At 73.6% G+C, this 13,529-nt stretch carries 19 protein-coding genes; 10 read left to right on the top strand and 9 right to left on the bottom strand.

Annotated elements, in window-relative coordinates; all coding sequences use genetic code 11:
- Positions 1-36 precede the first annotated feature (36 nt).
- The 5 genes from ACX9MN_RS16860 to ACX9MN_RS16840 all read left to right on the top strand — a co-directional run bounded on the left by ACX9MN_RS16860 (position 37) and on the right by ACX9MN_RS16840 (position 2,646).
- Positions 37-282 carry a hypothetical protein gene (locus ACX9MN_RS16860; protein WP_042672728.1) on the top strand — a complete coding sequence of 82 codons (246 nt, stop codon included), beginning with the start codon at positions 37-39 and terminating at the stop codon, positions 280-282.
- A gap of 139 nt (positions 283-421) precedes the next feature.
- On the top strand, positions 422-658 hold the full coding sequence (locus ACX9MN_RS16855; RefSeq protein ID WP_020093304.1) for a hypothetical protein: 237 nt from the start codon (positions 422-424) through the stop codon (positions 656-658).
- A 72-nt stretch (positions 659-730) separates the two neighbouring features.
- Positions 731-1,648: a nucleoside triphosphate pyrophosphohydrolase gene (gene mazG / locus ACX9MN_RS16850; protein WP_489724971.1), complete on the top strand. Its 918-nt coding sequence runs from the start codon at positions 731-733 to the stop codon at positions 1,646-1,648.
- A gap of 144 nt (positions 1,649-1,792) precedes the next feature.
- Positions 1,793-2,170 carry a hypothetical protein gene (locus tag ACX9MN_RS16845; protein ID WP_056523114.1) on the top strand — a complete coding sequence of 126 codons (378 nt, stop codon included), beginning with the start codon at positions 1,793-1,795 and terminating at the stop codon, positions 2,168-2,170.
- A gap of 146 nt (positions 2,171-2,316) precedes the next feature.
- Positions 2,317-2,646, top strand: coding sequence for a hypothetical protein (locus tag ACX9MN_RS16840; RefSeq protein WP_056523111.1), 330 nt, complete (start codon positions 2,317-2,319; stop codon positions 2,644-2,646).
- 78 nt (positions 2,647-2,724) lie between these two features.
- Here the strand turns inward: ACX9MN_RS16840 and ACX9MN_RS16835 are convergent, their stop codons facing one another.
- The 6 genes from ACX9MN_RS16835 to pabB form a co-directional block, all read right to left on the bottom strand.
- A complete protein-coding gene (locus ACX9MN_RS16835) occupies positions 2,725-3,270 on the bottom strand; it encodes a YciE/YciF ferroxidase family protein (RefSeq protein WP_042672733.1) in 546 nt (181 codons plus the stop codon).
- 116 nt (positions 3,271-3,386) lie between these two features.
- Positions 3,387-3,569, bottom strand: a complete 183-nt coding sequence (locus ACX9MN_RS16830) for a hypothetical protein (RefSeq protein WP_026604943.1) — start codon at positions 3,567-3,569, stop codon at positions 3,387-3,389.
- Positions 3,570-3,695: 126 nt separating this feature from the next.
- Complete coding sequence (locus tag ACX9MN_RS16825; protein ID WP_489724970.1) at positions 3,696-4,214, bottom strand: DoxX family protein; 519 nt, start codon at positions 4,212-4,214, stop codon at positions 3,696-3,698.
- Entirely contained in the window at positions 4,211-5,074 is an 864-nt protein-coding gene (locus tag ACX9MN_RS16820) for an aminotransferase class IV (RefSeq protein WP_489724969.1), read from the bottom strand. Before ACX9MN_RS16820 ends, ACX9MN_RS16825 begins: the two co-directional genes overlap by 4 nt.
- A complete protein-coding gene (locus ACX9MN_RS16815; protein WP_489724968.1) occupies positions 5,061-5,675 on the bottom strand; it encodes an anthranilate synthase component II in 615 nt (204 codons plus the stop codon). The genes ACX9MN_RS16820 and ACX9MN_RS16815 overlap by 14 nt, the downstream gene beginning before the upstream one ends.
- Complete coding sequence (gene pabB / locus ACX9MN_RS16810) at positions 5,672-7,045, bottom strand: aminodeoxychorismate synthase component I (RefSeq protein ID WP_489724967.1); 1,374 nt, start codon at positions 7,043-7,045, stop codon at positions 5,672-5,674. Before pabB ends, ACX9MN_RS16815 begins: the two co-directional genes overlap by 4 nt.
- Positions 7,046-7,402: 357 nt before the next feature.
- Here pabB and rimO point away from each other — a divergent pair, with 357 nt between their 5' ends.
- The 3 genes from rimO to ACX9MN_RS16795 all read left to right on the top strand — a co-directional run bounded on the left by rimO (position 7,403) and on the right by ACX9MN_RS16795 (position 10,533).
- A complete protein-coding gene (gene rimO, locus ACX9MN_RS16805) occupies positions 7,403-8,749 on the top strand; it encodes a 30S ribosomal protein S12 methylthiotransferase RimO (protein ID WP_091677493.1) in 1,347 nt (448 codons plus the stop codon).
- 192 nt (positions 8,750-8,941) lie between these two features.
- A complete protein-coding gene (dinB, locus tag ACX9MN_RS16800; RefSeq protein ID WP_042672746.1) occupies positions 8,942-10,024 on the top strand; it encodes a DNA polymerase IV in 1,083 nt (360 codons plus the stop codon).
- Between the two features lie 284 nt (positions 10,025-10,308).
- Positions 10,309-10,533, top strand: a complete 225-nt coding sequence (locus tag ACX9MN_RS16795) for a hypothetical protein (RefSeq protein ID WP_091978295.1) — start codon at positions 10,309-10,311, stop codon at positions 10,531-10,533.
- A gap of 48 nt (positions 10,534-10,581) precedes the next feature.
- On the opposite strand, the gene ACX9MN_RS16790 is transcribed toward ACX9MN_RS16795, so the two are convergent.
- From ACX9MN_RS16790 to ACX9MN_RS16780, 3 genes are all read right to left on the bottom strand, one after another.
- Positions 10,582-10,782: a hypothetical protein gene (locus tag ACX9MN_RS16790; protein ID WP_056523028.1), complete on the bottom strand. Its 201-nt coding sequence runs from the start codon at positions 10,780-10,782 to the stop codon at positions 10,582-10,584.
- Between the two features lie 99 nt (positions 10,783-10,881).
- Positions 10,882-11,508 (bottom strand): bifunctional nicotinamidase/pyrazinamidase, encoded by a 627-nt coding sequence (gene pncA, locus ACX9MN_RS16785; protein WP_042672749.1) that lies wholly within the window; start codon positions 11,506-11,508, stop codon positions 10,882-10,884.
- Between the two features lie 9 nt (positions 11,509-11,517).
- Positions 11,518-12,495 carry a quinone oxidoreductase family protein gene (locus ACX9MN_RS16780; protein WP_489724966.1) on the bottom strand — a complete coding sequence of 326 codons (978 nt, stop codon included), beginning with the start codon at positions 12,493-12,495 and terminating at the stop codon, positions 11,518-11,520.
- Between the two features lie 190 nt (positions 12,496-12,685).
- On the opposite strand from ACX9MN_RS16780, the gene ACX9MN_RS16775 reads away from it, so the two are divergent.
- Together ACX9MN_RS16775 and ACX9MN_RS16770 are read left to right on the top strand one after the other, a co-directional pair.
- Positions 12,686-12,982 carry an FAD assembly factor SdhE gene (locus tag ACX9MN_RS16775; RefSeq protein WP_020093288.1) on the top strand — a complete coding sequence of 99 codons (297 nt, stop codon included), beginning with the start codon at positions 12,686-12,688 and terminating at the stop codon, positions 12,980-12,982.
- Between the two features lie 25 nt (positions 12,983-13,007).
- A complete protein-coding gene (locus ACX9MN_RS16770; protein ID WP_020093287.1) occupies positions 13,008-13,238 on the top strand; it encodes a hypothetical protein in 231 nt (76 codons plus the stop codon).
- Positions 13,239-13,529: the final 291 nt, after the last annotated feature.

Raw genomic sequence — 13,529 nt, 5'->3', positions numbered from 1 at the left:
GGGCGGCCGGTGATTCGCCTCGCGGTGGTCCAAGCGATGCCGGCCTATCACCTCCGACGCACCCTCGAGCACGCGGACGGCCGCTGCGGCCTCGCCTTCGCCAGCGACCGCCTGGAGGCGGACGACGCGGAGGCGGCGATCCGCCGCGCCCGCGACCTGTGCCGGACCGCCGCCAACATGCTCCTGACCGGGGCGGTGCTGACCGATTCCCTCGGCCGGATCCTGTGGTCGTTCACCCTGGCGCTGGCCCGGGAGCCGCTCTGCGTCCGACCGACGAGCTGAGGGCCCCGACGGAACCCGCGCGGATCGGCGCGCCGTGCAACGCCCGCGGCCCGCGCGCCGTTGTCCCGCACGGGCGCGGCCCGGAGAGGCCGAGAGTGCGGCCGAGAGCGCGGCCGAGCGAGCTGCCGGGAGAGCTGCCATGAGCACGATCGCGATCCTGATCGGCACGCAGGCGGGGGCGCGCCTCCTGGCCGCCGCCTCCGAGCGGGAGGCGGCCCTCTCGGCCGAGGCCTTCCTGCTGCGCCTGCCCGTCCGCGCCCTCCCGGCGCCGCTCTGGGTGCAGTGCGCCGACCCGGCGGTCAGCGGCCGCCTCACCGGCTACCTGAACGGCCTGCAGGCCGAGCAGGTGCGCGAGCGCGACCCGAGCCGGGTCTGAGGACCGACGCTGAGGACCGGCGATCCGCGAGACGCATTTCCCTGCGCCGCGCCATGCTCTAACCCCGTCCGCATGAGCGAGACACGCGACGCGGGCCGGTCCGGGGCGAGCGGGGGGCGGGACGCCGATCCCGCCGCGGAGGCGCCCCTGGGCCGGCTCCTGCGCCTGATGGCGACCCTGCGCGATCCCGTCGCCGGCTGCCCCTGGGACGTGGCGCAGAGCTTCGCCACCATCGTGCCCTACACGATCGAGGAGGCCTACGAGGTCGCCGACGCGGTGGCGCGGGGGGACCTCGGCGACCTGCGCGACGAGCTCGGCGACCTGCTGCTCCAGGTGGTGTTCCACGCCCGCATGGCCGAGGAGCGGGGCGCCTTCGCGTTCGACGACGTGGCCCGCGCCATCGGCGACAAGCTGGTCCGGCGCCACCCCCACGTCTTCACCCCGGACGGCGCGCCCCTGCCTGCCGGCTCGCCCCTGCGCGACCCCGCGGCGGTCGAGGCCCAGTGGGCGGCGATCAAGGCGCAGGAGCGGGCGGCCCGGCAGGCGGAGCGGCGGGACGCGGGGCTCGCGCCGGACCCGGCGCCCGACCCCCTCGGCGGCGTCGCGCGGGCGCTGCCGGCCCTCGCCCGGGCGGAGAAGATCTCCCGGCGGGCGGCCGCCTACGGCTTCGACTGGGACGACGCCGCCCAGGTCGTCGACAAGGTCCGCGAGGAGACCGACGAGGTCGCCGAGGCCCTGGCGGCGGGCGACCCGGAGGCCCTGTCCGAGGAGATCGGCGACCTCCTGTTCTCGGTGGCGAACCTCGCGCGGCACGCCGGGATCGACCCGGAGACCGCCCTGCGCGACGGCACCGCCAAGTTCGAGCGGCGCTTCGCCGCCATGGCGCGGTATCTCGCGGCGTCCGGGGGCGCCCTCGGCCGCTCCGACCTCGCCGCCATGGAGGCGGCGTGGCAGGCGGCCAAGCGCGACGAGGCGGCGGGACAGGCGTAGCGGCGCTGTCAGGCCGCCCCGCCCCGCCCTGCCCGCTCGCTCGCTCGCGGCCCGAGATGCCGGCTCGTCGCGGCGGATCCGTCGGGCTCCGAAACGGTGATCCGACGCGTTGGCGTTCCGGCGGGCGGGCGATAAACCCGTGCCATGTTCGACGACGCGGCCGCTCGGCGCTACCTCGCGGGACTGGCCCCCGTGGCGGCGGGGTCGGTGCGCTGGCTCATCTACGATCACGACCGGCAATGGGTCTCGGTCGTGGACGGCGATCTCGTGTCCCTGCGGCAGGATTGCCTGCACGTCCTCGACGTCTCCGCGGAGGCTGACGCCACCGCGTCCCTCGTCGACGCGATCCGCGAGTTCCTCGCCGAAGGGACGGAGCGCACCCCGCAGATCGTCGCCCTCTCGTGCGCCGTGCTGATGCAGAGCGTCGGGGATCTCGACGCGGTCTTCGATCGGATCCGGTCCGGCGTCATGGCAACCCTCGTCTACGCCGAGGACGTCGTGGTCCGGCCCGTCGCCGGGTAGCGCGGATCGGCCCTCGCCCGGACGCGCCGCCCGACCGGGCCGGCTGCCTTCGCGGCTGCCTTCGCGGCGATCCCCGCGACGATCCTCCGCGGCTCCCCCGCGCGGCGAGGGCTCGACACGTCGCGGCGCGCGGATATGTTCCGCGCATGCGCTTCGCCCTGCCCGCCCTCGCCGTCCTCGCCGTCACCGCCGCCCTGTCCCGGCCGGCCGCGGCCGAGACGATCCTCCAGGAGCGGTTCGGGTGCCACACCCAGGAGGTCACGGACCGCCTGTTCAAGCTGGTCATGGCGGGCGACGAGTCCGGGTTCGGCCAGCTGCTGCAGGGCAGCCTCGCCAGCGGCGAGTGCCGGTCGTTCAAGCCCGGCGAGGAGGTCCGGCTCGAGTCCCGGACGATGAGCTACGGCTGCCTCGCCCTGAAGGACACGCAGGATCGCTGCTACTGGACGCCGCTGAGCGCCATCGAGAAGTCGAACTGACGGCGAACTGACGCCCCCGCGGGGCGGCGGCGAACCGGCGCCCGGGGGCGCCGGCCCGCCCGCGCGGCCGGTGCGCGGTCAGGCGGCCTTCTTCCCCCGGCCCTTCGACGGCTCCGCGTCCGGCTCCGCCCCGCCGGGCTCGCCCGCGGCGTTGATCGACTCGGCGATCTTCGAGAGCAGCGCGTCGGTCCGCTTCTCCTCCTGCAGGGTCTCGTCCAGGAGCTGGGCGGCGTCCGCGTAGCCGAGCTGGGCCGCCCAGGTCTTCAGGGTGCCGTAGCGGGCGATCTCGTAGTGCTCCACCGCTTGGGCGCAGGCGGCCAGCACCGCGTCGGCGGCCGGGCTGTCGGCGAAGTCGTCGAGATCCTCCTCCATCTCCGAGACGATGCCCTGCATCGCCTCGCAGGTCTTGGCCCGGGCCGGCTTGCCGATGATCTCGAAGACCTGCGTCAGGCGCTCCACCTGCTGGGCGCTCTCCTCGGCGTGGGTCTCGAAGGCCTGGCGCAGCTCGTCGTGCTCCGCCGCCTTGGCGGATTTCTTGAGGGCTTTCACCGACTGCTTCTCGGCGTAGTAGACGTCCTTCAGGGTCTCGTAGAAGGCGTCCTGCAGCGTCTTCTGCTTGGCCATTCGGTCTGTCTCCGCTGGGGTCCGCGCGCCGTGTTCGGCGGCGTCCTCCGGGGAACTCCGGTCCGGCCCGCCGTATCCGGGCGATATCTTCGCCCTGTGGAGGAACCTTTCGGGGCTCAGCCGCCCGCCCCGTCCGGGCGCGGCTTCCGGCTGCCCCGCGGCGCGCCGCCCGGCTTCGGGCGCAGGCGGTCGAGGACCGTTTCCAGGGCGCGCTCCACCGCGTCGCGGTCCGGCACGGTCTCCGGCACCGCGTCCGGCGGAGGCGGGGGCGATCGGCCCGGGTCGCGGCGCTTCGGCATGTCGTCCGCCCGTATCGCCGCCGGGCCGACCGGTCTTCCGGCCCGCGCGGCGGCTTCCGGCCGGTCGATCGGCCAGGATCCCGGGATCAAAGCCTGCCGGGATCCGGGGATCCCGGGATCCTGTGATCAAGGTTCGCGGATGGTTGCCGGCGCGTCGGGATCCGGATCTTTCGGCGGCCGTGCCGGATCACCGGAGATCTCGGTCGCGCCCTGTCCGGACCCGCGGCGGCCGCCGAACGGCCAGTCGATCAGGCCGCCGGCCCAGAGCGCCGCCCAGACGAAGACCGGCTGAAACGCGAGCCGCGGCCCGTGGTACCACCAGGAATCCGGGATGCCCTCGACGTGGACGTGCTCGAACGCGTGCTTGAGGTTCGCCGGATAGACGCAGACCGCGTAGAGGGCGAGGCCGAGCGCGGCCGCCCGGCGGAACCGCCCGGTGAGGAGGCCGATCGCGCCCGCGATCTCGCACAGGCCGGTCGCCAGGATGACGAGCCGCGGCTGCGGCACCCAGTCGGGCATGAGCGGCAGCATCGCGTCGGTCGCCACGAGGTGGACCACGCCGATGAACCCGTAGATCGCCGCGAGCGCGTAGCGCAGCCGGCGCCGCCAAGTCTCGATTGACGCCTCGATCGCTCCCTCGGTCACGCGACCGCGTCCTCCGTGACGCCGCAGGCCTGCGCCACGCGGGCGCGCAGGGCCGCCACGAGGCGGGTCACCGCCGGATGGCCGGCGCCCGGGCCGGCGCTCGGGAAGGCCGTGTCGCCGATGGCCGTCACGGGGGCCAGGAGCCGCAGGGAGTTGGTCAGGAACACGGCCTCCGCGCCGAGGAGATCGGGCAGGCCGAGCGACCGTTCCTCGGCCCGCAGCCCGCATCCGGCGGCGAGACCCAGCACCTCCGCCCGCACGATGCCGGCGAGCACGCCGTCCCCGAGCGGGGGCGTCACCAGATTGGCGCCGAACAGGGCGAAGAGATTGCCGGTGCCCGCGCAGGCGACGCGGCCCCGGGTGTTGCGGAACAGCGCCTCGTCGAACCCCGCGGCGGCGGCCTCGCGGGCGGCCAGCACCGCGTCGAGATAGCCCAGCGTCTTCAGGCGGGCGGCGGGGGAGGTGTCGTTGCGGGCGATGGCCGTCGGCCACAGGCGCAGGGGCGCGAAGGACGCGGCCCTGGCGCTCGCGGCCGCGGTGGCGAACAGGGTCGGGTTCGGCGCGTCCGGCGGCCTCAGGCCGCGCGGGCCGAAGCCGCGCGTCAGCGTGGTCCGGATCGCGAGCCGCTCCCCCTGACCCGCGAGGTCCCGCATGGCCGCACGGATCCGCTCGGGCTCGGCGGGGATCCCCAGCGTCTCCGCGGAGGCCACGAGCCGGGCGATATGGGCGTCCTCGAAGGCGACGCGGCCGCCGAGCGCCAGTGCGGTGTCGAACAGGCCGTCGCCGAGCGTCAGGCCGCGGTCGGTGTGGTCGAGCGGAGCCGCGGTTCCGGGCAGAAGCGCCCCGTCACGCCACAGCATCGCGGCGCCCCTCCGGCCTCTCCCGCCACGCGCGGGCGAGATCCAGGAAATTGGCGAACAGGGCGTGGCCGCCCTCGGTCAGGACCGATTCCGGGTGGAACTGGATGCCGTAGGTCGGGTGGGTTCGGTGCGACAGCGCCATCACCTCCCCCTCCTGCGAGACCGCGTCGACCGAGAGGTGTCTTTCCATGTCGGGGTCGGGATTCACGACCAGCGAGTGGTAGCGCCCGACCGGCATCGGCGCCGGGATTCCGGAAAACAGGCGCTCGCCGGTATGGGCGATCGGCGTCATCTGCCCGTGGAGGGGGCGCTGTGCCCGCGCGACCGTGCCGCCGAAGGCCGCGCCGATCGCCTGATGGCCGAGGCAGACGCCGAGGATCGGCACTGCGCCCGACAGGTCGCGGATCGCCGGCAGGGAGATCCCGGCCTCCGCGGGGGTGCAGGGCCCGGGCGAGACCACCAGGGCCTCCGGCTCCAGCGCCCGGATGCCGGGGACGTCCAGCGCGTCGTTGCGCACGACCCGGACCGTCTCGCCGAGCTCCTCCAGGTAACGGACGACGTTGAAGACGAACGAGTCGTAATTGTCGAGGACGAGGATCATGCGAAGGCCTCGAACACGCGGGCGGCCTTGGCCAGGGTCTCGTCGTATTCCGGGCCGGGCTCCGACAGCAGCGTCACCCCGCCCCCGGCCTGCAGGACCGCCTGCCGGTCGTCCATGAACACGGTGCGGATCGCGATCGACGTGTCGAGCGCCCCGTCGAAGCCGATCCGGCCGATGGCGCCGCAGTAGAGTTCCCGCGCGTCGCCCTCGATCTCGGTGATGATGTCCATGGCGCGGATCTTCGGCGCGCCCGTGATCGAGCCGCCCGGGAAGGTCCCTTCCAGGAGGTCGAGGGCGTCGAGCCCGTCGCGGAGGTCGCCGGTCACCACCGACACCAGATGGTGGACGTTGGCGTAGGTCTCCAGGCCGCACAGGGTCGGCACGGCGACGGTGCCCGGCCGGCAGACCCGCGACAGGTCGTTGCGCAGTAGGTCGACGATCATGACGTTCTCGGCCCGCTCCTTGACGCTGGCCTGGAGCGCCTCGGCCGCCGCCCGGTCGGCCGCCGGGTCGTCGAGGCGGCGGGCGGTGCCCTTGATCGGGCGCGTCTCCACGTGCCGTCCGTCGAGGCGGATGAACCGCTCCGGCGAGGACGAGGCGACGGTCAGGCCCTCCTGTTCCAGGTAGGCCCCGAAGGTCGCCGGGTTGGTCTCGCGCAGCCGCCGGTAGAGGGCGAACGGGTCGAAGCCGGCCGGCAGGTCGGCGACGAAGCGCTGGGCGATGTTGGCCTGGTAGATGTCGCCGGCCCGGATGTAGGTGCGGACCTTTTCGACTGCTTCTTCATAGGTTTGGCGGTCGAAGTTCGAGCGCCACGCGAGCGGCTGGGCCGTCCGGGCAGGGGCCGGGACCGGCGGCTCCGCGCCGCCGAGCAGGTCGGCGAAGCGGGCGAGCCGCGCCTCCGCGCGGGCCCGCCGCGCGTCCGGCGCGGTCTCGGGGAAACCCGTGGCGACGAGCCGGCCCGTGCCGGCGGCGTGGTCGACGACCAGCGCGGTGTCGTAGAGGTTCAGCGCGATGTCGTCGGTGAGCCCCGCCCGCCGGGCGGGCGGCGCCACCCGCTCCAGCGCCGCGCCGAGGTCGTAGGCGAGGTACCCGATCGCCCCGCCGGGGAACGGCTCCGGGCCTGCCTCGAGCCGGTAGGGTTCGAGGCAGGCCCGGAGCGCGGCCATCGGGCCGCCCGCCACCGGCCTCCCGTCGAGGGTCGCGCGCCCGTCGCGGTAGCGGAACCGCGCGAACGGGTCGGCGGCCACGATCGAGTGCCGCCCCAGCGGGTCGTGCCGCATGGCGCTGTCGAGGAAGGCGAGCCCGGGCAGGGCGCGCAGCCGCGCCGCCGCCGCGACGGGATCGATGAAGGGGATCTCTCGGGTCCACATGACCGGGTTCGGGGCCGCCATCCTCGAGCTGTGCGTCGTGCGCTGCCGTCGCACAGGCGATGCCGCGGGGGAAGCGGCAGTTCCACGCAGGCCCCGCCGCCGCGCGCGGGCGGGCCGTGTCCGGGGCGCAGGGCCGCGCCGCCCAATCCTGATGTGGGGTCTGAGGAACCGGCCGCAAAGCTTTGCCGTAGCGATAGGATCTTTGTCAGGGCTCAGGCTCGCGCGCAGGGCCGGGCACCCCTGCGGCGGCCGGCCTCGCGCGGAGGCGCGGGAGCCTGTATAGGAGCGCGACCCCGAATTCCTGGTCCCGCGCGCCGGGCGGCCGATCGCCCCGCCGGACTGTCCGACCCGAATGCCATGACCGCCACGCCCGCTCCCCGCGGCCCCGCTCCCGGCGCCGCCCCGAAAATCTCGTTCGTCTCGCTGGGCTGCCCCAAGGCGCTGGTCGATTCCGAGCGGATCCTCACCCACCTGCGCGCGGAGGGCTACGAGCTGGCCCGGCGGCACGACGGCGCCGACGTGGTGATCGTCAACACCTGCGGCTTCCTCGATTCCGCCAAGGCGGAGTCGCTCTCGGCCATCGGCGAGGCCATGGCGGAGAACGGCCGCGTCATCGTCACCGGCTGCATGGGCGCGCAGCCGGAGGAGATCCGCGAGAAGTACCCCGACCTCCTGGCGGTGACCGGGCCCCAGGCCTACGAGTCTGTGGTGGCGGCCGTCCACGAGGCGGTGCCGCCGGCCCACGACCCGTTCCTCGACCTCGTGCCGCCGCAGGGGATCAAGCTCACCCCGCGCCACTACGCCTACCTGAAGATCTCGGAGGGGTGCAGCAACCGCTGCAGCTTCTGCATCATCCCGAGCTTGCGCGGGAACCTCGTCAGCCGCCCCGCCGCCGACGTGCTGCGCGAGGCCGAGAAACTGGTGAAGGCCGGCGTGAAGGAGCTGCTGGTCGTCAGCCAGGACACCAGCGCCTACGGCGTCGACATCCGCTACAGTGAGAGCCCGTGGCGCGACCGCCAGGTCCGCGCCAAGTTCTACGACCTCACCAAGGAACTCGGCGAGCTCGGCGCCTGGGTGCGGCTGCACTACGTCTACCCCTACCCGCACGTGGACGAGGTCATCCCGCTGATGGCCGAGGGCAAGGTGCTCCCCTACCTCGACATGCCGCTCCAGCACGCGAGCCCCTCCGTGCTCAAGCGCATGCGCCGCCCCGGCAACCAGGAGCGCCAGCTCGACCGGATCCGCAGCTGGCGGCAGACCTGCCCGGACCTCGCTATCCGCTCGACCTTCATCGTCGGCTTCCCCGGCGAGACCGAGGCCGAGTTCGAGGAGCTGCTCGCTTGGCTGCAGGAGGCCAAGCTCGATCGCGTCGGCTGCTTCGAGTACGAGCCGGTGGCCGGCGCCACCGCCAACGCGCTGGGCGACCTCGTGCCGCCGGCGGTGAAGGCCGAGCGCAAGCGCCGGTTCATGGAGACCCAGAACGGCATCGCGCTCCGGCTGCAGCGGGCCAAGGTCGGCAAGCGGCTGCCCGTCATCGTCGATTCCGTCGAGGGCGGGGTGGCGCGGGGCCGGTCCAAGGCCGACGCGCCGGAGATCGACGGCACCGTCCACGCCGCCTTCCGGCGCCCGGTGCGGGTCGGCGACATCGTCACGGTGAAGATCGACCGGGCCGAGGCCTACGACCTCTACGGCAGCGTCGCCTGACGGCAGACCCCGTCTTTGCGAGCGCAGCGAAGCAATCCAGGGATGCGCTGCGCTCGAGAACGTCGCGCTGCGCTCGCGATGACGGGCGCGGACCGGACTCCTGTTGACGCCGCGTCCGGCGCGGCTTGACCCCGCCCGCCCCGCGCGGTCTTTCGGAACAGATCAGGAACTTGGTCGGGACCCGAGGCGGCGATGGATCCGGAGGTCGCGCTCCGAAAGATCATCCACATCGACATGGACGCGTTCTACGCCTCCGTGGAGCAGCGCGACGACCCGTCGCTGCGCGGCCGGCCGCTGGCGGTCGGCGGCTCCCGGGAGCGCGGGGTGGTGGCCGCTGCGAGCTACGAGGCCCGAAAATTCGGTGTCCGCTCCGCCATGCCGTCGGCCACCGCGCGACGGCTGTGCCCGGACCTGCTGTTCGTGAAGCCGCGCTTCGAGGTCTACCGGGCAGTCTCCGAGGAGATCCGGGCGGTCTTCGCCCGGCACACGGCCATCATCGAGCCGGTGGCCCTCGACGAGGCCTATCTCGACGTCACCGAGAACCTCCAGGGCCTCCCGACGGCGACGGCCGTGGCGAAGGCGATCCGGGCCGAGATCCTGGAGCGCACCGGGCTCATCGCCTCGGCCGGGGTCTCGTACAACAAGTTCCTCGCCAAGGTGGCGTCCGACCACCGCAAGCCCGACGCCCTGTTCGTCATCACTCCCGCCATGGGGCCGGACTTCGTGGCGGCGCTGCCGATCGGCCGGTTCCACGGCGTCGGCCCGGTCACCGAGGCGAAGATGAAGCGGCTCGGGATCGAGACCGGGGCGGATCTGCGCGCCTGGACGCCGGAGCGCCTGCGCGAGACCTTCGGCTCCGCGGGCGCCTACTACCACGCGGTCGCCCGCGGGATCGACGCGCGGCCGGTCCGCGCCCACCGGGTGCGCAAGTCGATCGGGGCCGAGACCACCTTCTCGGACGACACCGCCGCTTTCGAGGTCCTGGCCGCCCGGCTGGCGCCGCTGTTCGACAAGGTCTGGGCGGGCGCCGACGCCAAGGGCATGCGCGCCCGGACCGTGACCCTGAAGCTCAAGTTCTCGGATTTCGCGCAGGTCACCCGGGCGAAGTCCCTCGCCGTGCCGGTGGCCGACCGGGCCGCCCTGGAGCGGATCGGCCTCGACCTGCTCGCCGGCCTGTTCCCCCTGCGCCGCAGCGCGCGGCTGATCGGGGTGTCGCTGTCGGGCTTCGCGCAGGACGCGCCCGAGGCGCCGCTCCAGCTCGGGCTGGCGCTCTGACACGGCCTCCGGGGCAGGCCCACGCTCCGTCATCACGGGCGCAGCGAAGTGGCCCCGGGCAGCAGGACATCGGTCAGCGTGGCGCTGCCCTGGATCGCCTCGCTCCACTCGCAACGACGACGGTTGGGAAGCGATCAACCGGAAAGCGATAGAGCCGCCGCCGTCATGCACGACACGGCGCCTGTGCGGTTCCGCACGTCGGGAAGGCCGGGTCGATCGCAGAGCGGAGCGATCCGGTCTGGATCAGGGTTTCTCGAGCCCGCGCGAACACAAGGACCCTGTCGATGCCGAAGCACGCCCGCCTGGCCCTGGCCGCCGCGCTTCTATCGGCCCTCGCGGCGGGCGCCGCCCGCGCGGACGGCACATCCGCTTTCGGGGCCGCCAACGCGGCCCAACTCCGGGGCTACACCGCGAGCCCGGCCCAGGTCTACGTTCCGGCAGGCGGCCCGAGCGCCAGGCCCGCGGCCCCCGCACCGCAGCGGCCGAAGGCGCCGGCGCGCAGTCGCTGAGATCGACCCGGGCCGCACCGGCTCGGGCATCCGGTCACGCGTTCTCGGTCACGCGTTCTTGCGCGGCCGGTGGTCGGGGTCGACGCCGCCGTCGAGCTTCGTCTCGTTGTCGACGTCGCCCTCGAAGGTCGAATCCGCCTGCAGATCCGCCGGGTCGGCGCCGCTCATCCCCTTCGAGGTGCCGATCCCGGGATTGCCCTTGAGGTCGGCGTCCGTGGGCGTGTCGGTCTTCGGGTGCTTGGATGACATGCAGGCTCCTGTCGGATGCTGATGTCGGGCCAACGCGTCGGCGCGGGGCCGGTCTCCCGCGCGGCGTGCGGCGGTTCGCCTCCCGGTCCCCGCACGCCCTCAGCCGATCTCCGCCGCGGCGATCCGGCGGACGCCCGCCGCCTCCATCCGCGCCCAGGCCCGCGCGAGCGACCCGTCCACGTCGATCCCGCGCACCGCGTCCGCCACCACGAGGACGTCGAACCCCGCGTCGCGCGCGTCGAGCGCGCTCCAGGCGACGCAGAAATCGGTGGCGAGGCCGCACACGGCGACGCGGGTGATGCCGCGCTCCCGGAGCGCCCCGGCGAGGCCGGTGCGCGTGGCCCGGTCGGCTTCCAGGAAGGCCGAGTAGCTGTCGACCCGCGGATCCAGCCCCTTGCGCACCACCAGGCTCGCCCGGTCGGTGGCGAGGTCCGGCGCGAAGGCGGCCCCGGGGCTGCCCTGGACGCAGTGGCGCGGCCACAGCACCTGCGGCCCGTAGGGCAGCGTCACGGTCTCGAACGGGGCCCGCCCCGGATGGGTCTCGGCGAAGGAGACGTGATCGGCCGGATGCCAGTCCTGCATCAGCACCACGTGCCGGAAGCGGTGCTGGAGGTCGTTGATCGGGCCGATCACCGCGTCGCCCCCCGGGACGGGGAGCGCCCCGCCCGGCAGGAAGTCGACCTGCACGTCGACGACGAGGAGCAGGTCGGCGTTGCCGGGCGTCACGGTCGGTCCCTACGGCAGCATCACGATCGAGCCGGTGGTCTCCCGGCCCGCGAGGTCGCGGTGCACCTGCTGCGCCTCGGCCAGCGGGTAGGTGGCGTTGACCGCGATCTTCACCGCGCCGTCGCGGACCACCTTGAACAGGCGGGCGGCCGCCTCCTCGAGGGTGGCACGGTTCGACGAGAAGGTCGCGAGCGTCGGGCGCGTCACGTAGAGCGAGCCGCGCGGGGCCAGCAGGCCGAGGTCGAGCCCGGTGATCGCCCCGGAGGCCGAGCCGAAGCTCGCCAGCAGGCCGAGCGGCGCGAGGCTGTCCAGGGAGCCCATCAGGGTCGCCTGCCCGACGCCGTCGTAGACCACCGGCACGCCCTTGCCGCCGGTGATCTCGCGCACGCGCTTGGCCACGTCCTCCTCGCGGTAGAGGATGACGTGGTCGCAGCCGTTCTGCTTGGCGAGCTCCGCCTTCTCGGGGCTGCCGGCGGTGCCGATCACGGTGGCGCCGAGGTGCTTGGCCCACTGGCACGCGATCAGGCCGACGCCGCCGGCGGCGGCCTGCCACAGGATCGTGTCGCCGGGCTTCACCGCGTAGGTCCGGTGCAGCAGGTACTCGACGGTCAGGCCCTTGAGCATCATGGCGGCGGCGGTCTTCTCGTCGACCCCGTCGGGGATCGGCACGGCCGCCGAGGCCGGGATCACCGGCTCCTCGGCGTAGCAGCCGTCCGCCACCGAGCCGTAGGCGACCCGGTCGCCGGCCTTGAACTGGGTCACGCCCTCGCCCACCGCCGTGACGGTGCCGGCGCCCTCCTTGCCGGGGGTGTAGGGCATGTGCGGGGACTTGTAGGCGCCGGTGCGGAAGTAGATGTCGATGAAGTTGACGCCGATGGCGGCCTGCCTGACCCGGATCTGCCCGGGGCCCGGCTCGGCCAGGGGCATGTCCTCGAAGCGCATCACCTCGGGACCGCCGTACTCGTAGACCCGGATCGCCTTCGGCATCGTTGGACTCCCGCTCGCCGCCCCGTCCGGGGCGTTGCAGCCCGAGATAACGGACCGCCCGCCGGAGGCAATTCGTTTTTGGCCTCTCGCGCCCCGGTTGTAACCCGCCCGGCCGCGGCCCCGTTCTGGATCCGCCGGACCCGGACGCCTATCTAGGCCCTGCGATTCCCTGAGCCGAGGTCCGACATCCATGTCCGGCACCACCCGCACGAGCGCCGACCTCGATCCGCGCCGCCGCCGCCTCCTCTACCGCGCCTGGCACCGGGGCATCCGCGAGATGGACCTGATCATGGGCCGCTTCGCCGATGCCGAGATCGGCGACCTGTCGGAGGCGGAGCTCGACCAGTTCGAGGCGCTGATCGAGGTGCCGGACCGCGACCTGTTCAAGTGGCTGACCGGCGAGGTCGAGACGCCCACGAACTACGACACGTCGGTCTGGCGGCGGGTGCGGGCGTTCCACCGGCACGACGCGCCGATCCACTCCTGAGAGCGACCGGTCGAGAGAGCCCGCGATGGACGAACCGAAGCCCAACTACGACCACCCGGCCCGGTCGATCGCCACCGAGCTGGTGGTGCGCATCATGCTGGAGATGATGGAGCGCTCCGATCCGGCACTCCGCGCCGAGATCCTGCGGCAGGCGACGGCGCGCGCCGCCGCGATGACCGAGCACATGCCCAACGCGGACTTCTTCCGCGGCCGGGTCGAGGCGGCGCTGGCGGAGATCGTCGGGCCGGACGCCTGAGGGGCGCGGGCCCGGGGGCTTCAACCGCATCCCATCGCAGCTTTCGGCCGATGCAGCGCGCTCCGTCATCACGAGCGGAGCGAAGTGACCCAGGGCAGCGCGACGCCCGGAGACGTGGCGCCCCCCTGGATTGCTTCGCTGCGCTCGCAAGGACGACAACCGTTCCCTGCTGCGGCAGAACCGCCATATAGGGTGCGTTCAGCCGTGACCGCGGGATCGCTTTATCGCGCTTGCCCGATGGGCTAACGCCACCTGATCACCACCCCTGACGCGCCCGGCGGGCCTCCCCGC

This window comes from Methylobacterium sp. 1A (genome assembly GCF_058072805.1).
This window is presented reverse-complemented; position numbering and strand designations above follow the sequence as displayed.